General features: G+C 72.3%; 17 protein-coding genes. 12 read left to right on the forward strand and 5 right to left on the reverse strand.

Translation table 11 applies throughout. The features are described 5' to 3' along the window. The first annotated feature begins 40 nt into the window (after positions 1 to 40). From ACFYP0_RS32070 to ACFYP0_RS32080, 3 genes are read left to right on the forward strand one after another with little or no spacing between them, the layout of a single operon-like run. Complete coding sequence (locus tag ACFYP0_RS32070) at positions 41 to 808, forward strand: SGNH/GDSL hydrolase family protein (protein ID WP_124858569.1); 768 nt, start codon at positions 41 to 43, stop codon at positions 806 to 808. Between the two features lie 2 nt (positions 809 to 810). Further along, the gene (locus ACFYP0_RS32075; RefSeq protein ID WP_386998471.1) at positions 811 to 1,257 is read left to right on the forward strand and encodes an imidazolonepropionase-like domain-containing protein; all 447 of its coding nucleotides are present in this window, start codon (positions 811 to 813) and stop codon (positions 1,255 to 1,257) included. Between the two features lie 19 nt (positions 1,258 to 1,276). Further along, positions 1,277 to 2,179: a sulfurtransferase gene (locus ACFYP0_RS32080; RefSeq protein ID WP_124858567.1), complete on the forward strand. Its 903-nt coding sequence runs from the start codon at positions 1,277 to 1,279 to the stop codon at positions 2,177 to 2,179. A gap of 111 nt (positions 2,180 to 2,290) precedes the next feature. Here ACFYP0_RS32080 and ACFYP0_RS32085 read toward each other — a convergent pair whose 3' ends face one another. The 3 genes from ACFYP0_RS32085 to ACFYP0_RS32095 form a co-directional block, all read right to left on the reverse strand. After that, positions 2,291 to 3,487, reverse strand: a complete 1,197-nt coding sequence (locus tag ACFYP0_RS32085) for a hypothetical protein (RefSeq protein WP_355495410.1) — start codon at positions 3,485 to 3,487, stop codon at positions 2,291 to 2,293. Beyond that, positions 3,484 to 4,032: a SigE family RNA polymerase sigma factor gene (locus ACFYP0_RS32090; protein ID WP_145791953.1), complete on the reverse strand. Its 549-nt coding sequence runs from the start codon at positions 4,030 to 4,032 to the stop codon at positions 3,484 to 3,486. The genes ACFYP0_RS32085 and ACFYP0_RS32090 overlap by 4 nt, the downstream gene beginning before the upstream one ends. Positions 4,033 to 4,103: 71 nt before the next feature. Next, the gene (locus ACFYP0_RS32095) at positions 4,104 to 4,685 is read right to left on the reverse strand and encodes a TetR/AcrR family transcriptional regulator (protein WP_355495407.1); all 582 of its coding nucleotides are present in this window, start codon (positions 4,683 to 4,685) and stop codon (positions 4,104 to 4,106) included. A 106-nt stretch (positions 4,686 to 4,791) separates the two neighbouring features. On the opposite strand from ACFYP0_RS32095, the gene ACFYP0_RS32100 reads away from it, so the two are divergent. Continuing rightward, the gene (locus tag ACFYP0_RS32100; protein WP_355495404.1) at positions 4,792 to 5,949 is read left to right on the forward strand and encodes an FAD-dependent oxidoreductase; all 1,158 of its coding nucleotides are present in this window, start codon (positions 4,792 to 4,794) and stop codon (positions 5,947 to 5,949) included. On the opposite strand, the gene ACFYP0_RS32105 is transcribed toward ACFYP0_RS32100, so the two are convergent. Further along, positions 5,946 to 7,169, reverse strand: a complete 1,224-nt coding sequence (locus ACFYP0_RS32105; RefSeq protein ID WP_355495401.1) for an MFS transporter — start codon at positions 7,167 to 7,169, stop codon at positions 5,946 to 5,948. The genes ACFYP0_RS32100 and ACFYP0_RS32105 overlap by 4 nt on opposite strands. A 120-nt stretch (positions 7,170 to 7,289) precedes the next feature. Between ACFYP0_RS32105 and ACFYP0_RS32110 the strand changes: the two genes are divergently transcribed. From ACFYP0_RS32110 to ACFYP0_RS32130, 5 genes are all read left to right on the forward strand, one after another. Beyond that, positions 7,290 to 9,077, forward strand: coding sequence for an HSP90 family protein (locus ACFYP0_RS32110; RefSeq protein ID WP_355495398.1), 1,788 nt, complete (start codon positions 7,290 to 7,292; stop codon positions 9,075 to 9,077). Between the two features lie 2 nt (positions 9,078 to 9,079). After that, positions 9,080 to 11,971, forward strand: a complete 2,892-nt coding sequence (locus ACFYP0_RS32115; RefSeq protein ID WP_355495395.1) for a hypothetical protein — start codon at positions 9,080 to 9,082, stop codon at positions 11,969 to 11,971. Between the two features lie 100 nt (positions 11,972 to 12,071). Then, entirely contained in the window at positions 12,072 to 12,671 is a 600-nt protein-coding gene (locus tag ACFYP0_RS32120) for a TetR/AcrR family transcriptional regulator (RefSeq protein WP_030331931.1), read from the forward strand. A gap of 71 nt (positions 12,672 to 12,742) precedes the next feature. Continuing rightward, a complete protein-coding gene (locus ACFYP0_RS32125) occupies positions 12,743 to 14,080 on the forward strand; it encodes an acetyl-CoA carboxylase biotin carboxylase subunit (RefSeq protein ID WP_355495392.1) in 1,338 nt (445 codons plus the stop codon). A gap of 142 nt (positions 14,081 to 14,222) precedes the next feature. Then, positions 14,223 to 15,143, forward strand: a complete 921-nt coding sequence (locus tag ACFYP0_RS32130; RefSeq protein WP_355495390.1) for a hydroxymethylglutaryl-CoA lyase — start codon at positions 14,223 to 14,225, stop codon at positions 15,141 to 15,143. A 53-nt stretch (positions 15,144 to 15,196) separates the two neighbouring features. Here the strand turns inward: ACFYP0_RS32130 and ACFYP0_RS32135 are convergent, their stop codons facing one another. Continuing rightward, positions 15,197 to 15,757 (reverse strand): snapalysin family zinc-dependent metalloprotease, encoded by a 561-nt coding sequence (locus ACFYP0_RS32135; protein WP_355495387.1) that lies wholly within the window; start codon positions 15,755 to 15,757, stop codon positions 15,197 to 15,199. Between the two features lie 168 nt (positions 15,758 to 15,925). Here ACFYP0_RS32135 and ACFYP0_RS32140 point away from each other — a divergent pair, with 168 nt between their 5' ends. The 3 genes from ACFYP0_RS32140 to ACFYP0_RS32150 all read left to right on the forward strand — a co-directional run bounded on the left by ACFYP0_RS32140 (position 15,926) and on the right by ACFYP0_RS32150 (position 21,473). Continuing rightward, on the forward strand, positions 15,926 to 17,458 hold the full coding sequence (locus tag ACFYP0_RS32140; protein ID WP_124858556.1) for an acyl-CoA carboxylase subunit beta: 1,533 nt from the start codon (positions 15,926 to 15,928) through the stop codon (positions 17,456 to 17,458). A 78-nt stretch (positions 17,459 to 17,536) separates the two neighbouring features. Then, entirely contained in the window at positions 17,537 to 18,685 is a 1,149-nt protein-coding gene (locus tag ACFYP0_RS32145; RefSeq protein ID WP_355495384.1) for an acyl-CoA dehydrogenase family protein, read from the forward strand. A 133-nt stretch (positions 18,686 to 18,818) separates the two neighbouring features. Beyond that, positions 18,819 to 21,473 carry an ATP-binding protein gene (locus tag ACFYP0_RS32150; RefSeq protein WP_386998472.1) on the forward strand — a complete coding sequence of 885 codons (2,655 nt, stop codon included), beginning with the start codon at positions 18,819 to 18,821 and terminating at the stop codon, positions 21,471 to 21,473. Positions 21,474 to 21,648 lie beyond the last annotated feature (175 nt).

A 21,648-nucleotide genomic window follows, 5' to 3' on the forward strand; every position in this document is an offset into this window, starting at 1 on the left:
GACTGGTCGCCGCAGGCAACGAAGGCGTGAGGGGGCGCGGGTGCGCTGGCGCAGTTATGTCGCGGTCGGGGACAGCTTCACCGAGGGTATGGACGACGCGTACCCGGACGGCACCTACCGGGGCTGGGCGGACCTGGTCGCGACCCGGCTCGCCGCCGACGCCGGGCCCGACTTCCGGTACGCCAACCTGGCCATCCGGGGCCGGCTCTTCCCCAGCGTGGTCGCCGAGCAGGTGCCCTCCGCCGTGGCGATGAAGCCGGATCTGATCAGTTTCGCGGCCGGCGGCAACGACGTGCTGCGGCGCACCTTCGACCCGGACACGCTGGTCGCCCGCTTCGACGAGGTGGTCCGGCAACTGCGCTCGGGCGGCGCGGACGTGCTCCTCTTCCGGTTCGCGGACGTGATGGCCCGACTGCCCGGCCAACGCCTCGTCGCCCCCCGGGTGCAGCTGCTCAACCAGGCGGTCGGCGAGACCGCCGAGCGGCACGGCGCCATCATGGTCGACCTGTACGCCGACGACACGTTCCTCAACCCCATGCTCTGGAGCACCGACCGGCTGCACCTCTCCCCGGCCGGGCATCGACGGGTCGCCGGGCAGGTGTTGAACGCCCTCGGGGTTGGTTGCGACGAGGAGTGGCTGATGGTTCCGCCGCACCCGGCACCGTCGCCGTGGCTGGCTGCCCGCGCTTCCGACCTGCGGTGGGCCGGTCAGTACCTCGCCCCCTGGGTGAAGCGGCGGTTGACCGGTCGGTCGTCCGGCGACACGGTGACGGCGAAGCGCCCGCAACTCGGCCCGCTCGTCGACTGAGCATGCTCACCCTGCACACGGCGGCCCTGCTGCGGCGCGACCAGGACGGCGAGTCGTTGCCCGACCACGCCGTGCTGGTCAGTGGCGACCGGATCGAGGCCGTCGGCCCACTGGCCGAGCTGAGTTCGGCGTACGCCAACGCCCGGGTTCGCCGCTGGCCCGGAACGCTGGGGCCGGGTCTGCTGCACGACCGTCCGCTGCCGCCCGCGCCAACCCCGCGTGAGCGGGTGCACGCGCTGCTGCGTACCGGGGTGACGGCGGTGCTGGCGGAACACCTGACCGACCCCGCCCTGCGGGCCGCCGCCGAGCGCGGCGACCTGCTGGTGCTGGCCACCGCCGTGGCGCCGACGCTGCGGTCGGCCGGGCGGGCCGACCTCGCGGTGCACGGCGTCGACGGGGCCTGTCTGGTGACCGTCGTCGCTGGTCGGATCGCCCACCGCCGCGCCTGAACGGCGTACCTTGGGGATCATGTCTGTGCCGAACGATCCCGATCCCCGCCTCCAGTCCTACGCGGACCCGCAGCGGCTGGTCACCACCGAGTGGCTGGCCGAGCATCTGGGCGATGAGGGCCTCGTCGTCGTCGAGTCCGACGAGGACGTGCTGCTCTACGAATCCGGTCACATTCCCGGTGCGGTCAAGGTCGACTGGCACCTGGACCTGAACGATCAGGTGACCCGGGACTACCTGGACGCCAAGAGCTTCGCCGAGATGTGTGCCGCGAAGGGCATCGGCCGGGGTGACACGGTCGTCTTCTACGGCGACAACTTCAACTGGTGGGCCGCGTACGCCCTCTGGGTCTTCACGCTCTTCGGCCACGCCGATGTGCGACTGCTCGACGGCGGTCGACAGAAGTGGATCGCCGAGGGACGCGAGGTGACCCGGGACAAGCCGGCTCGTCCGCGCGCCGACTACCCGGTGCCGCTGCGGGACGACGCGCCGCTGCGGGCCTTCCGTGAGCAGGTCATGGCGCACGTCGCCTCCGGCCGGCCACTGGTCGACGTCCGGTCGCCGGGTGAGTACACCGGCGAGATGCTGCACATGCCGGACTACCCGCAGGAGGGCGCGCTCCGCGGTGGGCACATCCCGGGCGCGGTCAGCAAGCCGTGGAAGTCCGCCGCCAACGAGGACGGCACGTTCAAGTCCGCCGACGAGCTGAAGGCGATCTACGCCGACCAGCTCGGGCTGAGCCCGGACGACGACGTGATCGCGTACTGCCGCATCGGCGAGCGGTCCAGCCACACCTGGTTCGTGCTACGGCACCTGCTGGGCTACCCGCAGGTGCGCAACTACGACGGCTCGTGGACCGAGTGGGGCAACCTGGTCCGGGCACCCGTCGTCAAGGGTGACCAGCCCGGCGGCCTGGCCGTCTGACCAGATCGTCGTGTGATCGACTCGGGTTCCCTGATGTCGTGCTGCCCCCTTCGCTGGGACACCACGGTATCTATGAAAACCCGAGTCGATCACGTCCAGACGCGACCCTTGTCAGCCAGCGAGTGCGATCACGCCACGCAGGTCGCGGACGATGCCGGTGATCTCGCCGGTCTCCGGGTGCCAACGGGCCAGGGCAGCCGCCGGTTCCAGTCGGAGCAGCACCGCGCCCTTGTTGTCCCAGCCCAGCACGACACAGCAGCCCTTGCTGCGGTCCCGGCCGAGGTCGAGCAGGTGGAGCACGGCGCCGGTCCGTGCGTCCAGCACTGCCGCCCCCTCGGCGCCGTCGATCTCACTGCTGGTGATCCAGGCTGCCCGAGCCAGCCGCTCGCCGTGCAGCCAACCCCGGCCGTAGAACTCGTTGACCTGGTAGGGAGACGGCAACGCCGAGCGGTCGATCAGCTGTTCGGAGCGGATCTCACCCTCCCGGGCGGTCCGGCTGCGTAGCTTCAGGCCGGTCCCCTCGCCGTACATGTCGATCAACGGGGCCTCGCGGCCGGCGGCCGGGTCGGGCGCGATCAACTCCCAGGTCGACACGTCGATCGTGCTGGCGGCCCCGGTGACCCGGTCCACCGCGTACGTCCGGTCGTCGCCCCCGACCAAGACCCGGTCGTGCGCCCACACCACCAGCTCCAGGTAGCCGTCGAGCGGTATCCGGCGGACGGCCGCCGTGGTGAGGTCCACCATGATCAGCTCCTTGGTCTGCGCGAACGCGGCCGACCGGCCGTCCGGCGACAGCACTCCCGGCTTGAGGGCCGCTGCCTCGTTGCCGCTCGCGTCCCGGGTGGGTGCCAGCGTCACCACGTCGAGGCTGCGCACCACGCCGTCGTTGCCGAGCACCCGGACCGGGCCGTCCTCGCGACCCTCCTCGTCCAGCGGCTGGAACAGCGCCAGTGCCCGCTGGACCGGTCGCTCGGAGAGCGGCACGCTCGCCGGGTCGCCGAGCCGGGCCAACGGATCGGGAGGAAAGGTCAGCTCAGCGGGCGGTTTCTGCACCGGACCCGCGTGGGAGGGGTCGACGGTAGGGGTCACCGTCGGGCCGACCGGAGGGGCCGGCGTCGGGTCGGCGGGCGGTCGCAGTGCCGCCACCGTGCCGCCACCGACCAGCAACACGGCCAAGGCGACCACTCCGACGGCCCGCCGGGTACGCCGGGTACGCCGAGCCCGCTCCCATCCGGCGGCGGCCGGCTGGCTGGGGAGCACGTCCTCGACGCTGACGGTCAGCAGTTGGCGCAGTTCCTGCTCGTTCACGGGTTCACCTCCAAGCCGCTGGCCAGATCGGCCGAGCCTTGGCTCGGTCGGGCATCGCGGGCGAGGTCCGGGGCGACCTCGCGGAGTCGGCGCAGCGCCGCGTGGCACTGGCTCTTCACGGTGCCGACGGTCACCCCGAGCGCCTCGGCGGTGGCGACCTCGGTCAGGTCCTCGTAGTAGCGCAACACCAGCACGGCCCGCTGCCGTGGTGGCAGCAGGCCCAGCGCGTCGTGCATCGTCAGCCGTAACGCGCCGTCACGGTCGTGGGCCACCTGGTCCGGCGGTGCGGCACTGAGCCATTCCCTCCGCCTGCGACGCCACCACGACACCGAGTCCCGGTAGAGGATGGCGCGCACGTACGCGGAGGGGTCGCCGTCGCGGACCGAGGACCAGCGCAGCGCCAGCTTCAGCAGCGCGTCCTGGAGGAGGTCTTCGGCCTGATGCCGGTTGCCGCAGATCAGGTAGGCCGCGCGGAGCAGCCGGTGCTGGTGGTTCTCCACGAAGGCGAGGTAGCCGTCGCGTCCGTCGTCCCTCGTCGGCGCCATCCGCCCCCCCTCCCGGCCGTCGCGGTGTACGCGTCATCTGGCAGACGCACGGGAGGTGGGAAAAGGTTGGGTCAGCTCGGTGGCGTTCCGGTCAGATAGCGCTGGAGGGTCGGCGCGATCCAGGCGACCAGCTCTTCCGGCGCAGTGTCCACCATGGGCGGCAGGCGGACGATGTATCGGGTGAAGGCGAGGCCGAGGACCTGACTGGCCACCAGGCCGGCCCGGCGGGCGGTCAGCGCCGGGTCGGCGCCGAACGTGGCCACGGCGGCGGTGAGCTGGTCGGCGAAGATGCCGCGCATGCGTTCGGCAGCGCCGGGGTTGGTGCTGGCGGCCCGCAGCAGCGCCACCAGGGTCTCGTCGCCCTCCCAGCGGGCGAGGAAGTGCCGGACCAGCACCTCACCGAGTCGAGCGGGCGGCACCGAGGTCAGGTCGGGCAGACGTAGGTCGAACTCGGCCGCCGCCGCGAAGAGCCCCTCCTTGCTGCCGTAGTAGCGCATCACCATCGACGGGTCGATCTGGGCGTCGGCGGCGATGGCCCGGATAGTGGCGCGCTCGTAGCCGTCGGCCGCGAACCGTTCCCGGGCCGCTCGCAGGATCGCCGCCCGGGTGGCGTCGGAGCGGCGGGGCTGGGTCGACTGCGCGGACGGGGTCATGCCAACGACCGTAGGCCAACAGGTGTTGACACGCAATCCAGACCGCCCTAGCGTTGCCAACAAGTGTTTGCCAACAACTGTTGGCAACGATTGCCTGGAGGTGGCCATGCTGCCCACGAGCACCGACGTCCTGGTGGTGGGTGCCGGCCCCACCGGTCTCGCCACCGCGTTGACGCTGGCCCGGCGCGGGGTCGAGGTGACTGTGCTGGACCGGTTGGCCGCGCCGCCGACGACCTCCCGCGCCGCCGTCGTGCACGCGTACACCCTGGAGGTGCTGGACCGGATCGACGTCGCGGCGCCGCTGATCGCCCAGGCGGTGCGGACGCCGCGTTTCACGGTGCGCGACCGGGACCGGGTGCTGCTGTCGGTGCCGTTCCACGAGTTGCCGTCCCGCTTCCCCTACGCGCTGCTGGTCTCCCAGGCGGTCACCGAGGCCGTGCTCACCGAGAAGTTGGCCGAACTCGGTGTCCAGGTACGACGGTCGTGCCAGCTCACCGGGCTGAGCCGCGCCGGTGACCGCATGCTCGCGCAGGTCGACGACGAGGCGCTGCGGGCCCGGTTCGTGGTTGGTGCGGACGGCCTGCACAGCACGGTCCGGCGGCTCGCCGGCATCGGCTTCACCGGCGGCAGCGACGAGGAGTCCTTCGTGCTCGCCGACGTGCGGGTGCGCAGCGTGCTGCCCCGCGACGAGGCGGCGATCTTCCTCGCCCGATCCGGGCCGCTGGTCTGGGCGCCACTGCCCGGCGGGGTGGTCCGGTTGGTCGCCGCGGTGGCGGACGCCCCGGCCGAACCGGATGCGGCCTACCTCCAGGCGCTGCTCGACGAGCGCGGCCCGGCGCGACGACCCGACCGGGTGACCGAGGTGCTCTGGGGCTCCCGGTTCCGGGTGCACCACCGGATCGCCGACACCTTCCGAGCCGGGCCGGTGCTGCTGGCCGGCGACGCCGGGCACGTGCACAGCCCGGCCGGCGGGCAGGGCATGAACCTCGGCATCTGCGACGCTGTCGCGCTCGGCACCGCCGTGGCGGACGTGCTCGACGGCGGCCCGGAGACGCTGCTCGACGACTACACCGCCCGGCAGCGCCCGATGGCCGAGGACGTGCTGAGCTTCGCCGCCGGGCTGACCAGGTTGGCCGGCGTCTCCCCGGCTCGTCGGCCCGCCCGGGACGTGCTGCTCCGGCTGCTCGGTGCCGTTCCACCGGCCCGTCGGCGCATCGCGCTGCGCCTGTCCGGGCTGTCGCACCGCGAGCCGACTCCCGGCTAACCCGCGCGGCTCAACACAGCGGTCGTGGCCGTTCGCAGTGTCCGCCACGCGGCGAGGGTGACCAGCGCGAACGTCCCCGCCGCCGCGCCCGCCACCGGCACCGTGCCGTACGCCGCAGCGGCCAACCCGGCGAGCGCCGCCCCGAGCGGTGCGGTGAGCAGACCGACCATCCGCTGGGCCGCGCCGACCCGGCCCAGCAGTTCGCTCGGCACCTGCCGCTGCCCGTACGACGCCCACAGGCTGTTCCACACCACAGTGCCGGAGGCGAAGACGGCCAGCGCGATCCCGCCCGACACCGGATGCCGAGCCAGCGCGAAGCCGGTCAGCGCCACGGTCTCCACGGCCAGCACCACACGCAGCGCCGGCACCGTACCGAGCCGGGCCGCGAGCCGACCCGCCCCGAGCGCCCCCGCCACACCCCCGACGATGGCGGCGGCGGTGAACAGCCCGTACCCGGCCGGCGGCACCCGCAGCACGTCCAGCGCGTAGAGCACCAGCACCGCCATGATTCCGCTGATCGCCAGGTTGCTCGCGGCGGTGAGCACTGTGACCCGCCACAGGGTCCGGTGCGCCCGCAGCCAACGCAGCCCTTCGACGATCTCGCTCCACACCGAGCCGCGCCGCCGCGCAGTCCCCGGGGTGATGGCGGCGGGCGGGCTGAGGGCCAGCACGAGCAGGGCAGCCGCCGCGAAGGTGACGGCGTCGAGGGCGAACGGGAGGGCCGGGGCGACGGCGAACAGGAGACCGGCGGCGGGCGCTCCGATGAAGCCACCGGCCACGGCGGACCCAGCCTGGAGCCGGCCGTTCGCCCGGGGCAGCGCGTCCGGCGGCACCAACGCGGGGAGCAGCGCGAACGAGGCGGAGTCGAAGAGAGTGCCCAACGTGGCGAGCAGAAACGCCGCCACCAGCAGCACCAGGACACTGACCCGGTTGAGCGCGACCACCACGGCCAGCGCCGCCACCACGGCCGCGCGTACCCCGTCGACCACTGCCATCGTCCGGCGGCGGTCCCATCGGTCCGCGTACACGCCGCCGAGCAGGCCGAAGAGCAGCGGCGGCAACTGCCCGGCCACGGTGACCGCCGCGATGATCCGCGGATCACGGGTCACGGTCGCGGCCAGCAGGGCCAGTGCAGGGGTACGCAGCGCGTCCCCGAACCGGGACGAGACGGCCGCGGACCACAGGAGATGGAAGTCCCGGCCCAGAGCGGAGGAAGTCATGCCGGCGACCGTGCCGGTTCGACCGGGTCGAGGGTCAAGCCGCCGGGCAGAAGGGGACCGCGCCTGTCGGTGATCATGGGTACGGTGAGCGCCGGCATCGGGACCGGGGAGACATCAGGCGTGGATCACACTTTCCAGGTCGACCTACGTGGCGTGGTTGACCTGCTCAGTCATCACCTCTACGGCAGCCCGCGGGTCTACGTCCGCGAACTGCTCCAGAACGCGGTGGACGCGATCACCGCCCGACGCGGGACCGAGCCGGACGCGCCGGCGCTGGTACGCATCGAACCCCCGGACAGCACCGGCGACGGCACGCTACGGGTGCACGACACCGGCATCGGCCTGACCGAGGCGCAGGTGCACGAGCTGCTGGCCACCATCGGCCGCAGCTCGAAGCGCGACGAGCTTGGTTTCTCCCGGCACGAGTTCCTCGGCCAGTTCGGCATCGGTCTGCTCTCCTGCTTCCTGGTGGCCGACGAGATCCAGGTGCTCACCCGGCACGGCGACAACCCCACGGTTCGCTGGACCGGGTACGCCGACGGCCGCTACGCCGTGACGGTGGCGCCGCCGGAGGCCGCCCGCGCCGAGCCGGGCACCACCGTCACGCTGGTGCCCCGCCGCGACGCGGACCAGTGGTTCACCACCGCGACCGTCACCGACCTGGCCCGGCTCTTCGGCGCACTGCTGCCGGTCACCGTCCGCGTCGGCGACGTCGTCACCACCACCGGGGAACCGCCCTGGCCGACCACGCCGGGTGCGCCACTGGACCGCGCAGCGCTGATCCGGTACGCCCGGGAGACGCTCGGCGTGGACCCGTTCGACGTCCTGCCGCTGGCCGTGCCGGAGGCCGGGCTGACCGGTGTCGCCGTCATCCTGCCGACGCCGGTGAACCCGGCGGCCCGGGCCGGGCATCGCGTCTACCTCAAGCGGATGCTGCTCACCGAGAACGCCGACGGGCTGCTGCCCGAGTGGGCGTTCTTCGCGCACTGCGTGGTGGACGCGACCGAGCTGCGCCCGACCGCCAGCCGGGAGGCCCTCTACGAGGACACCCTGCTGACGGCGACCCGGGAGGCGCTCGGCGACCAGGTGCGCGGCTGGCTGGTCCGGTTGGCCCGGCACGACCCGCACCGGCTGGCCGAGTTCCTCCAGGTGCACCACCTCGGCGTGAAGGCCCTGGCGTTGCACGACGACGAGATGCTCCGGCTGGTCGACCGGTGGTGGCCAATGGACACCAACGTCGGCACGCTCACCCTCGCCGAGTTTCGCGAACGCTACGGCGTGGTCCGCTACGCGGCGAGCCTGGACGAGTTCCGTCAGCTCGCCGCGGTCGCCGCCGCGCAGGACCTGGCGGTGGTCAACGCCGGCTACACGTACGACACCGAGCTGATCGAGCGGCTGCCGGTGGTGGACCGCTCGGTGCTGATCGAGCGGCTGGAGCCGAGCGACCTCACCACCCGGTTCGACGCGCTCGACCCGCAGGTGGAGTTGGCACTGCGACCGTTCCTCGCGGCGGCGCAGCGGGCCGTCGAGCGTTCCGGCTGCGAGGTGGTCATCCGGGCGTACGACCCGGTCTCGCTGCCTGCGCTCTACCTGGTCAGCCGGTCGGCGGCGTTCAACGACCAGCTCGCCGCCAGCCGGGACCGGGCCGACGAGCTGTGGGGTGGAGTGCTCGACGCGCTCGCCGCCACCGCCCCGCCGGACCGTCCGCAGTTGGTGCTCAACCACCGCAACCCGCTGGTACGACGGGTGACCATGCTGAGCGACCCGGAGCTGGTCGGTCTGGCCATCGAGGCGCTGTACGGGCAGGCGCTGCTGCTCGGCCACCATCCGATCCGCGCGGCCGACGCCGCGCTGCTGAACGATTCCTTCCTCGGCCTGCTCGGCCGGGCTGTCCCGGGACGGGAGTGAGCATGAGCGACGAGGATCTGTGGCGGGTGCTGCGCGGCATCTCCGAAATGCCGTACGGGGCGGGGCAGATCGCCGCGCTGGAGCAGTTGCTGCGCCGGGTGGACGCCGCCGACGACCGGCACCTCGCGTTCGTCACCCGGATGCAGGCCACCACCGGCTACATCTACGGCGGTGAGCCGGCCAAGTCCTTCGTGACCTTCTCCTGGTGTCTGTCCGAGTTCGACCGGGACCCGCAGCCCTACCATCAGCGCCACCTGCACCAACTGCTGTGGCACTTCAAGTACATGGCGTCCGGCCTGCTGAAGTTCCCCGAGGTGCCACTGGACCGCACGTACGCGGTGCTGGACGACATGGAGCGGCGTTACCGGGCCGGCGGGCACAGCCTTCAGGCCGTGCACAAGCACCGGTTCCGGGTTGCCGAGCACGTGGGCGACGTCGAGGCCGCCGCGCACTGGTACCGGCTCTGGCAGACCACTCCTCGCGACGAACTCTCCGACTGCGCCGGCTGTGATCCGACGAGCCAGGTGAGCTACCTCGCCGACACCGGCCGGGACGCCGAGGCGGTGGCGCTGGCCGAGCCGGTGCTCGCCGGTCGGCTCACCTGCACCGAGCAGCCGCAGGCGATCCTCACCGCGCTGCTCCTGCCGTACCTGCGCACCGGGCGGGCCGAGGAGGCGCGGGACGCGCACCGGGAGGCGTACCGCCGGCTGCGCGGCAACCTCGCGGACCTGTGGGACATCGCGGACCACGTCGAGTTCTGCACGCTGACCGGCAACGAGGCGCGGGCGGTCGAGCTGGTCGAGCGGCACCTGGACTGGCTGGACCGGCCGCCGTCGCCGGCCGCCGCCATGCACTTCGCGGCGGCGGCCTCCGCAGCGCTGCGTCAGGCCGGCCCGTCGACCGTGTACCGCCGAGCCGCCGAGGGCCGGCCGGCCGCCGAGGTGTCGGCGGCGTCGTTGGCGGACGAACTGGCCGAGACCGCGGCCGGTCTGGCCGCCCGCTTCGACGCCCGTAACGGCACGAGCCAGCAGTCCGAGTGGATCGCTCGTCGGCTGGCAGTGCAGGCCAGCGGGGAGCATGTGCCGCTGTCGGCGAGCGTCCGTCGCCGCCCGGCCCGCCCGACCCGTCCGACCCGTCCGGTCGCGGACGAGCCGGGCACACCAGCGTCGTCCACCGAGCGAGCCGAGCGAGTGCGAAGCGGTAAGGGTGAACGACCCGCCGTGACCGTGCCCGCCGACGCCGGCCCGGACGATCTGCTGAACCTCGCGGAGCAGAGCTGGGGCCGGCACGACCGGGCCACCTTCCGGGCGGCGCTGGTCGCCTTCGACGACCGGTTCGGCTCCGCCGAGCTGCCCGCCCGCACGTCAGCGCACCGGCTGGCCCTGCGCGCGTCGGAGCGTGGCGACGAGGACGACATCGATGGTGCGATCAAGCTGAATCGGGCGGCGTTGGAGTTGTACCGGGAGGCGGGCGAGGAGGTGGCCGCCCAGGCGGTCGCCGGGCGGCTCGGCGTGCTGTTGACCCGCTCCGACGAGGAAACCGAGGAAGGCCTGCTGCTGGTCCGGGAGGCGGCCGAGGTCCTGGACCGGCTCGGCGACGCCCAGCAGCGGGCGGCCGGACACGACCGCGTGGCGTTGGTGCTGCTGCACCGCGAGCGCTGGGCGGACGCGCTTGCCGCGCTCGACCGGGTACCTGCCGACGCGGGCGGCGATCGGCACCTGGCGGCCCGGATCGCACTGCACCGGGGGCACCTGCTGGAGCAGTTGGACCGCGTCGACGAGGCCCGCGCCGCCGTCGACGAGGCACGCCGGATCGGCCGGGAGTTGGGTGTCGGCGAGGTGGTCACGGGCGCCGGCCTGGCGTACGCGCGGCTGGTCGACGATCCGGCGGACGCCGTGGTCGCCTGCGACGAGGCGTTGGAGGCGGCACCGGCGGACGCGGAGCTGCCGGTCCGGGTCGCCCGCGCCCGGGCGTTGCTGGCGGCCGGCCGGGCCCCGGACGCGGTGGACGACTTCGTCGAGGCGGTGACGCTGTGCGTGGAGCGGGGCGCCGAGGGGGACGCGTTCCTGCGGTGGGAGCTGGCGAACGCGTACCGGATGGTGGGCCGGCTCGCCGAGGCCGCCGAGGTCGCCGAGGAGGCCGTGCTCGGTCTGGATCGGCTCGGCGCCCAGGCCGAGGCCGACCGCTGCCGGCACCTGCTGGCCGGCGTCTACGCCGGACTTGGTGAGATCGATCCCGCGTTGGCCCTGTTGGAGCAGTTGGCCAGCAACCTGGACGGACCGGACAACCTTCCGCACCGGGCGCAGGTGCTGGAGGAGGCCGGCGGAATCCTCTACGACGCCGACCGGGACGCGGCGGCGGGAGAGCGGTTCGCCGCCGCGGCTGAGGCCTACCGGCTCGGTGACCTGCCGCTGGACGAGCTGCGTGCTCGCCGGCGGGAGGCGTACGCCTGGCTCTGGGCCGACGACCGGGACGCGGCGTTGCGCGCCGTCGAGGTGGTGGACGGGTTGGCGGCGAAGCTGGGCGGGCAGGCCGATCCGCCGGTGCTGTACGAGCTGGCCCTGGCGGCCGAGGTCGGAGCGCGGGTGCTCACCGGTGAGAACCGACTGGACGAGGCGCTGGGCCGGCTCACCGGGGTGCCGGACGGGTTGCGGTCGATCGAGGCGTTCGGCGAGGCCGCCCAGGTGGAGGCCCTGATCGGTGAGTTGCTGCTGCGCCTGGACCGGCCGGCCGAGGCGGAGCCGCTGCTGCGCCGCGTGCTCGGTGGGTTGCCGGCCGCCTCGCGGCAGGTCCGCCAGACGGCCTGGCTGCTGGCTCGGGTGCTGGATCTGCTCGATCGGCCCACGGAAGCCGCCGCGTTGCGCGCGGAGCACGACCTGGACGAGGACGACTGAACTCGCAGGCCGCCCCTGGCCAGCTCAGGGGCGGCCTGGCCCGGGGAGGACGAAACTGACCGGCAACCATCGCGGGCGCCTCGCGGTCTAGGCTTGCCCGGTGACGGTGGAGCAGCAGGCACGGGGTGCGGCGGGTGCGGGCCGGCGCAGGTCCCGCAAGGACGAGATCCTGGAGATCGCGGTAGGTCTGTTCGCGGCGCGTGGCTATCACGGCGTGTCGATGGACGACATCGGCGCGGCCGCCGGAGTCACCGGTCCGGCGCTCTACCACCACTTCGCCGGCAAGGAGGCCATGCTGGCCGCCGCGCTGATTCCGGTCAGTGAGGGGTTGCTGGCCGGTGGGCGGGAACGCGCCGCCGGCCGCTCGGACGACCCGCGCGGCGTGCTGGAGTCGCTGATCGACTTCCACGTCGAGTTCGCGCTGGCCAACCCGGCGGTGATCGCGTTGCACCTGCACGAGCTGGACCGCCTGCCCGAGGAGCCGCGGCGCCGGATTCGTCGCCTGCAACGGCTCTACGTCGAGGAGTGGGTGACAGTGCTCACCGCGCTGCACCCGGGAATGCCCGACGGTGAGGCGCGGGTGCTCGCGCACGCCGCGTTCGGCCTGATGAACTCGACGCCGTTCCTCGGTGGTGAGGTGGACCGGCGACGCCGCGCCGAGCTGCTGCGCGGCGCGACCCTGGCCGCGCTGCTCGCCTGAGCCGACTCGTCAGAACCGCGCCGGTCATGATTCCCTGACATCGTCCCACCATCCGGACGCCGGGAGGAAACATGATCGAGTCACTGCTGGTCGCCAATCGGGGCGAGATCGCCCGCCGGATCATCCGGACCGCCAAGCGGCTCGGCATCCGCGTGATCGCGGTGCACTCGGAGGCCGACGCCGACCTGCCGTTCGTGGCGGAGGCGGACGAGGCGGTCCTCATCGGCCCACCGAACCCGGCGCTGAGCTACCGCAACACCGAGGCGATCCTCGCCGCCGCGAAGTCGACGGGCGCGCAGGCGATCCACCCCGGGTACGGCTTCCTGTCGGAGAACGCCGAGTTCGCCCGTACCGTCGAGGCGAGCGGCCTGATCTGGGTCGGACCCGACGCGGACGCGATCACCGCGATGGGCGACAAGATCAACGCCCGGAACCTGATGGCGGCGGCCGGTGTTCCGGTCGCGCCGGGTACCACCGACCCGGCCGCCGACCTGGACGCGGCGGTGACGGCCGCGGCCGAGATCGGCTACCCGGTGATGGTCAAGGCCGCCGCCGGCGGTGGCGGCATGGGTATGGGCGTGGCGGTCGACGAGGCCGGGTTGCGCACCGAGTACGACAAGGTGCGCGCGTTCGCCGAGCGGATGTTCGGCGACGGTTCGGTGCTGATCGAGCGGTACTTTCCCCGGGTACGGCACGTCGAGGTGCAGATCCTCGGCCTGGCCGATGGCCGGGTGGTGGCGCTCGGCGAGCGGGAGTGCTCGGTGCAGCGGCGCAACCAGAAGCTGGTCGAGGAGTCCCCGTCGCCGGCGGTCTCGCCGGAGCTGCGATCCCGGCTCCTGGCGGCGGCGGTGCGAGCCGGCGAGGCGGTCGGCTACCGCAACGCGGGCACGGTGGAGTGCCTGCTCGACCCCGCCACCGGCGAGTTCTTCTTTCTGGAGATGAACACCCGGTTGCAGGTGGAGCACCCGGTCACCGAGTACGTCTACGGCATCGACCTGGTCGAGGAGCAGCTGCGGGTGGCCTCCGGGTTGGCGCCGACGTTCGACCCGGACGCGTTGACCCCGGGTGGCCACGCCATCGAGATGCGGATCAACGCGGAGGACCCGAAGCGCTTCCTGCCCGGCCCCGGTGTGATCAGGACGTGGGTCGAGCCGACGGGCGAGGGTGTCCGGGTGGACTCCGGCTACACCGAGGGCAACACGGTCACCCCGTTCTACGACAGCCTGCTGGCCAAGCTGATCGTCAGCGGCGCGACCCGCGACGAGGCGCTCGATCGCGCGAAGGCAGCCGTCGCGGCCTTCCAGATCGAGGGTCCGAAGAACAACGTCCCCTTCTTCGCCGAGTTGCTGACCAACGAGGAGTTCCTCTCCGGCGCCTACGACACCGGCATCGTCTCCCGCATGCGCTGACCCCCGCCCCCCACTCCCCGGTGATCAAGAGGTTTGCGTCAGGTTCCGCGCCGCGGGTGACGCAAACCTCTTGATCAACAGCGGGGTGGCATGCTGGGAGAACCCCCTAGGCACTGCTTTCGTCACAGTGAGGTGACCCCTTATGGCGGACCTGCCAGATTCCGTTTCGATCCGCGAGGTTGGGCCGCGGGACGGGTTGCAGAACGAGGACCCGATCCCGACCGACGCCAAGGTGCGGCTGCTCGATGCCCTCTCCGGCACCGGCGTACGCCGAATCGAGGCGGTGTCGTTCGTGCACCCCAAGGCGATTCCGCAGATGGCCGACGCCGACGAGGTGTGGCAGCGGGCGGTGAAGGCCGACGGGGTGCGGTACTCCGCGCTGGTGCCGAACACCCGGGGCGCCCAGCGGGCCCTCGCCGCCGGATTCACCGAGATCGAGGTGGTGGTCTCGGCCAGCGACACGCACAACCGGCGCAACGTCAACCGGTCCACCGACGAGTCGCTGGACGACATCGCCGAGCTGATCGACCTGCTGCACGGTGCGTCGGCGCGGGTCGAGGTGATTGTGGCGACCAGCTTCGGCTGCCCGTACGAGGGGGACATCGACCCGCAGCGGGTGGCCGGGATCGTGGACCGGGTCGTCCGCGACGGCGCGGACCGGGTCGCCTTCGGCGACACCACCGGCATGGGCACCCCACGTCGGGTCCGCGAGCTGCTGACCGCGGTACGTGACCGCAACGCGCACGTGCCGGTCCTGCTGCACTTCCACAACACCCGGGGTACGGCGCTGGCCAACCTGCTGACCGCGCTGGAGCTGGGGGTGACCGAGTTCGACGCCAGCGTCGGTGGCCTCGGTGGCTGCCCGTACGCGCCGGGAGCGAGCGGCAACCTGGCCACCGAGGAGGCCGTGCACATGCTGCACGACATGGGCATCGACACCGGCATCGACCTGCCGGCGCTCATCGAGGTGGCGGAGTTGGCCGAGGAGTTGCTCGGCAAGAAGCTGCCGTCCGGTGTGCTGCGAGCCGGCCCGCGTACCCGGCTGACGCCGCTGCCGAGCTGAGGACGCGACGAAAGGGGCCGGCGCGCGCCGGCCCCTTTCACGTGCCCGGTCGATCAGCCCACGGTGGTGAGCACGCTCGGCCAGCTGTCGCGGAAGATGTCCGCGCTGCGGTCGGTGGCGCTGAACGTGCCGGCGAAGAGGTTGCTCACCCGGCTCGCCTCGGCGGAGCTCGGGTAGGCGTTGGTGCAGCTGGTGCCGGCGCTGCCGCCGGACATCAGCAGCGAGCAGTTGCCGTTGTAGTTGTCCGGCAGGCCGAGGATGTGCCCGATCTCGTGGGTCATGATCCGCAGCACGCTGTACTGGGCGGCCTGCTGGGTGTCGATGTAGACCCGGCCGTTGCCGAGGCTGGTCCGTTGGGCGTACGAGCCGCCGCCGGTGATCCGGTAGATGCGCAGGTTGGAGCCGCAGTTGGCGGAGAGCGTCAGGTTGACGGTGGCGTTGTTCCAGATCGAGGCGGCCTGGTTGGCGACGCTGGCGTAGCTTCCCGCCTGGCTGGTGTTGTAGCAGATGGTCATGGCGGCGGACGCGGGTGCCGGGTTGGCGACCGTGATGCCGAGGGTGGCGAGTGTCGTCGCGAGCAACGCGACGGCGAGCCGATTGAGTCGTGAGGTCATCGCTGACTCCGATCTGGGAGGAGGGGTGCCAGGAGCCTAGCGATTTGTATTCACGTTTTTCAATGTCTTGCTCTCGGCTTCGCTGTCTGGTTCGCTCGTAGGTCGCCGACAACCGCGCCGATGCGCTAGCCTAACGATCGTTCAGGTCAGCATGGCGGAGGAGTCGGCGTGACGCTCGACGGTGAGGCACTGGAGCAGCTGCGCAAGCGGGCCCGGTCCGGCGGCGCGGACAAGTACCACGCGGCCAACGCGGCCAAGGGCAAGCTCTTCGCCCGTGAACGGGTCGCGCTCCTGGTCGACGAGGGCTCGTTCGTCGAGGACGGCCTCTACGCCAACGCGCTCGCCGAGGGGTTGCCAGCCGACGGTGTGGTGACCGGCACCGCCACGATCGACGGCCGACAGGTCTGCCTGATGGCCAACGACTCCACCGTCAAGGCCGGCAGCTGGGGCGCCCGCACCGTCGAGAAGATCATCAGGATCATCGAGAGGGCGTACGGCGCCGGCGTGCCGATGGTCTACCTGGTCGACTCGGCCGGCGCCCGGATCACCGACCAGGTGGATCTCTTCCCCGGTCGGCGTGGCGCCGGCAAGATCTTCTGGAACCAGGTCCGCGCCTCGGGCTCGATCCCACAGGTCTGCGCGCTGTTCGGCCCGAGCGCCGCCGGTGGGGCGTACATCCCGGCTTTCTGCGACGTGGTGGCGCTGGTCGACGGCAACGCCAGCATGTATCTGGGCTCCGACCGGATGGTCGAGATGGTCACCGGCGAGAAGACCACCCTGGAGGCGATGGGCGGGGCGAAGGTGCACACCGCCGAATCCGGCGTGGGGCACTTCCTCTGCAAGACCGAGGCCGACGCGCTCGACGTCGTGAAGACCTACCTGTCGTACCTGCCGGCGAACTGGACGCAGGCGCCGCCGGCCGCACCGGCGGTCGCCGCGTCCGCGAAGGCCGACCTGGCCGCGTTGGTGCCGGCCAGTGAGCGGCAGGCGTTCGACATGCGGCGGTACGTCAAGGGCCTGCTCGACGAGGGTTCGTTCTTCGAGATCCAGGCGCTCTGGGCCAAGGAGTTGACCATCGGCTTCGGCCGTCTCGACGGTCAGGTCGTCGGCGTGGTCGGCAACAACTCGATGTTCAAGGGCGGCGTGCTCTTCGTCGACTCGGCCGACAAGGCCACCCGGTTCGTGCAGCTCTGCGACGCGTTCAACGTGCCGCTGCTGTTCCTCAGCGACGTGCCCGGCTTCATGGTCGGCAGCGCGGTGGAGAAGCAGGGCATCATCCGGCACGGCGCCAAGATGATCACCGCGATCTCCGAGGCGACCGTTCCGAAGATCTGCGTGGTGGTCCGCAAGGCCTACGGCGCCGGTCTCTACGCGATGGCCGGCCCCGGGTTCGAGCCGGACGCCACGATCGCGCTGCCGACCGCGAAGATCGCCGTGATGGGCGCCGAGGCCGCCGTGAACGCGGTCTATGCCAACAAGATCGCCGCCATTGCGGACGAGGACGAGCGGGCGGCCTTCGTCGCCGCCAAGCGGGCCGAGTACGAGCAGGACATCGACGTCGTCCGGCTGGCCAGCGAGCTGGTGGTCGACGCCATCGTCGAGCCGCACGACCTGCGCACCGAGCTGGTCCGTCGATTCGCGGCGGCGCGTACCAAGGACCGGCACTTCTCCCGCCGTCGGCACGGCGTCACCCCGGTCTGATCATCGACTCAGGCCCGCACAGCGACCCGCCCCCGGCGTCACGAGCGCCGAGGCGGACCGTCCTTACAGGAGGATGAGATGGACTTCCGGCTCACCGACGAACAAGCGGCGCTGCGCGAGAGCGTGCGGGAGTTCGCCCGCGAGGTGATCGCCCCGGTCATCGCCGAGCACTACGAGCAGCACACCTTCCCGTACGAGGTGATCCGGCAGATGGGCAAGATGGGCCTCTTCGGTCTGCCCTTCGCCGAGGAGCACGGCGGCATGGGCGGCGACTACTTCGCGCTCTGCCTGGCCCTGGAGGAGTTGGCCCGGGTCGACTCCAGCGTGGCCATCACGTTGGAGGCGGCGGTCTCGCTGGGCGCGATGCCGATCTACCGCTTCGGCACCGAGGAGCAGAAGGCGACCTGGCTGCCCCGGCTGCTCAGCGGCGAGGCGCTGGCCGGCTTCGGTCTCACCGAGCCGGGCACCGGCTCGGACGCCGCCGGCACGCAGACCCGGGCGGTGCTGGACGGCGACGAATGGGTGATCAACGGGTCGAAGGCGTTCATCACCAACTCGGGAACCGACATCACGGCCATGGTCACGGTCACCGCGGTGACCGGCACGAACTCGGACGGCTCCAAGGAGTTGTCGACGATCATCGTGCCGACCGGCACGCCCGGGTTCACCGTCGCGCCCGGTTACTCCAAGGTGGGCTGGACCGCCTCGGATACCCACGAGCTGACCTTCGACGACTGCCGGGTGCCGGCCGCCAACCTGCTCGGCGCCCGGGGTCGGGGTTTCGCGCAGTTCCTGCGGATCCTCGACGAGGGCCGGATCGCCATCGCCGCGCTCGCCGTCGGCCTCGCGCAGGGCTGTGTCGACGAGTCGATCAAGTACGCGAAGGAGCGGCACGCCTTCGGTCGGCCGATCGGCGCCAACCAGGCCATCCAGTTCAAGATCGCCGACATGGAGCTGAAGGCACACACCGCTCGCCTGGCGTACTACGACGCCGCCGCGCGGATGCTGGCCGGCGAGCCGTTCAAGCGGCAGGCCGCCATCGCCAAACTGCACGCCAGCACGATCGCTGTGGACAACGCCCGGGAGGCCACCCAGATCCACGGCGGGTACGGCTTCATGAACGAGTACCCGGTGGCCCGGTTCTGGCGGGACTCCAAGATCCTGGAGATCGGCGAGGGCACCAGTGAGGTGCAGCGCATGATCATCGCTCGGGATCTGGGCCTCTGAGTGGCCCAGCCGAACTGATCGGCCGGTCGTCCCGGACGGACTGTCCGTACGGCTGTCGGGTTTCGGCGAGCGGGCGTCAGTAGCCCGACGTTCGACTGCCGATGGTCGGAGTCCATCCGTACTCTTCGTGCCCATGACTCCGGATCATGAGTGGTCGCGGAGCCCGGCTGGACGTGCCACTCTGCCGGAGCTGCTCCGCGGGCATCGACGCACCGCCGGCCTCACCCAGGCCGAGTTGGCGTCCCGGGCCGGGGTAGGTGTGCGGACGGTGCGTGATCTGGAGCGTGGCCGGTCGATCCGGCCACAACGCACCACTGTCGAGCTGCTCGCCGGGGCGCTGGCGCTGACCGGCACCAGTCGGGCGGCGTTCCTGGCAGCGGCCCGCGGCGCCGGTGCCGAACCGGCCTCGCCGGACGCCACCTCGACGACGTTCGCGGTCGGCGGCAACGCCACGTCGGTGGCCCCACCCGCCGACCCGCCGGTCGCGCTCCCGCCGCCGGTCGCGTTGATCGGCCGGGAGCGCGACCTCACCGAGCTGGCCGGAATGCTGACCGCGGAGCGAGGACCCCGGTTGGTGAGCCTCGTCGGGTTGGCCGGCGTCGGCAAGACCGCCCTGGCGACGTCGGTGGCGCACCTGGTGGCCGCCGCTCACCCGGCCGGTGTCGCCGGGGTGCTGGTGGGCGAGGGCGCGGACGGTCCGGACGTACTCGCCGCCTCGATGTCCATGCTCGGCGTGGCGCGCCTGTCCGAACTCGTGGCGCTTCTCGCCGGGCGGCCGACGCTGCTGGTGATGGACGCGGTGGAACGCGCCCCGGGCCCGGTGGCCGCGACCCTGCACCGGTTGCTCGGCGCACTGCCCTCGCTGCGGGTGCTGGTCACCGGGCGGCATCCGGTCGGGTTGCCCGGTGAGCGGGTCTGGCCGGTCGCGCCGCTGGACGTGCCACCACCGGAGGCCGAGCACTCCGGGCTCGAATCGTGGCCGGCTGTCGCGTTGTTCACCGCCCGGCTCGCTCAGGTCCGCCGCGAGCCACCCACTCCCGCTGAGCTGCCCGCGCTCGCCGCGTTGGTGCGCCGGCTGGGCGGGCTGCCGTTGGCCATCGAGCTGATGGCCGCCAGGGGCCGTCTCCTCGACCTCACCGAACTGCTCGACCGCTACGGCGACCGGGTGCTCGACCTGGCCACTCCCCCCGACGCGTCCGCCCACCCGGCCTGGAACGCACCGGAGGCGCTCAGCAGCCGGACGAGCGGACCCGACACCCGTGCGGCGGTCTCGGTCGCCGTCACCCTGCGGGATGCGGTGGCGTTCAGCTACCGCCTGTTGGCGTCGGACGAACAGGCCGCGCTACGGCAGCTGGCCGTCTTCGGTAACCGGTGGTCGGTCGAGTTGGCGGAGGAGATGCTCGCCGACGAGGCCGACCGGGACGGCACGGTGGCGATCGACCCGGTTCCACTGTTGGACCGCTTCGTCGAGTTGGGGCTGCTGAGCGTACGCGGAACCGGGTCGTTCCGGTTCCGGCTGCTCGACGCGGTCCGTGACTACGCAGTCGAGCAGGCGGCCGGTGCGGGTGAGCTGACCTGCATCCGGCGTCGGCACGCGGAAGTCATCGCGCGCCTGGTGGCCCGTACCGCCACCGACCTGATCGGCCCACGGTTACCCGATGCGGTGCACCGGCTGGACGAGATGAGCAGTGACATCAGCTCGTCGTTGGCCCATGCGGCTACCGACGACCCGTTGACCGCGCTGCGGCTGGCGGCCTGCCTGACCCGGTGGTGGCGGTTCCGTGGACGCGACGTCGTCGGGCGGCAGTGGTTGCGGCGGTTGCTGGCGGACCCGCGAACCGCCGACGCCGATCCTCTTCTGCGTGGCTGGGCCGCCCTCGGGGTCGCCCGGCTGGCGGCGGAGCACGGCGCGGGCGCCGAGGAGTTGTCGACGGCCCGTGCGGCGTTGGACACCTTCCGGCAGGCCGGCGACGTCACCGGGGAGTTGGAGGCGCGAAACGTGCTCGGCACCCTGCTGATCTCCGTCGGGCGGCAGGACGAGGCTCGCGAGCAGGCCGAGGCGCTGCTGCGGTTGGCGGCCCGCAACGGGCGGACCCGGGACCTGGCGGTGGCCCAGAACAGCCTCGCCTGGCACGAGATCCGCGTGGGCGATCTGGCTGCGGCCCGCCGCCGGCTCGCCGCGGTGGACCGACTCGCCGCCGAGAGTGGGGAGCAGCGACTGCGGGTGCTGGGCTGGGCCAATCGCGCCGAGGTCGCCCGACTGGAGGGCTGGTACGCGGACGCCATCGACCGTGGCCGGAGGGCGATCGCGGCCCTGTCCGAGCTGGGTGATCCCGGGCGTCGCCGTCGGGTGCTCGGGACCGTCGGGCTGGCGCTCGCCCAGGACGGGCGGGTCGCGGAGGCGACCGAGGTGCTGACCGAGTTGCGCGCCGGGGGCGTGGAGGCGCTGCCGGCGCAGCCGAGTGTGCCGCGACCGCGCTCGGACGACGCGGCGCTGGCCTGGGGTGGGCCGGAGGCCGGGCTCTGTGCGCTGATCGAGGGGAACCTGGCGCTGCACCGGGGCGACCGGGAGTTGGCTGCCGAGTGGTTCGCGGCCGCCGCCGACCATGCGGGGCAGGAGCGCCGCGACGTGGTGGAGGCGCTGGTCGGGCTGGCTGCGAGCACTGCGGACCCGTCGGTGCTCGATCGACTGGACCGGGTCTGTGCGGAGGGCGGCATCCAGCTGTTGCCGCAGGAGTCGGGCCTGCTCTACGCGCTGATCGCCGCCCGAGGCGGACCGGCTCAGTAGCGCTCTCCTCAAGCGGATTGCGACGGGAGAGTGGCGCGGGCGAAGAGCCCCCTTGGTGCTGCCCCTCGCTGATCGCCCGCGCCGTCACCCCCCGGTGATCCCCGGTGCAGGAAGCCTGCCACCGGTGCGATGGCAGAAAGTCGGCTTGGACCGAATCCTCCAGCTTGGCCGGGTC

Source organism: Micromonospora arida (genome assembly GCF_042873195.1).
Classification (GTDB): domain Bacteria; phylum Actinomycetota; class Actinomycetes; order Mycobacteriales; family Micromonosporaceae; genus Micromonospora; species Micromonospora arida.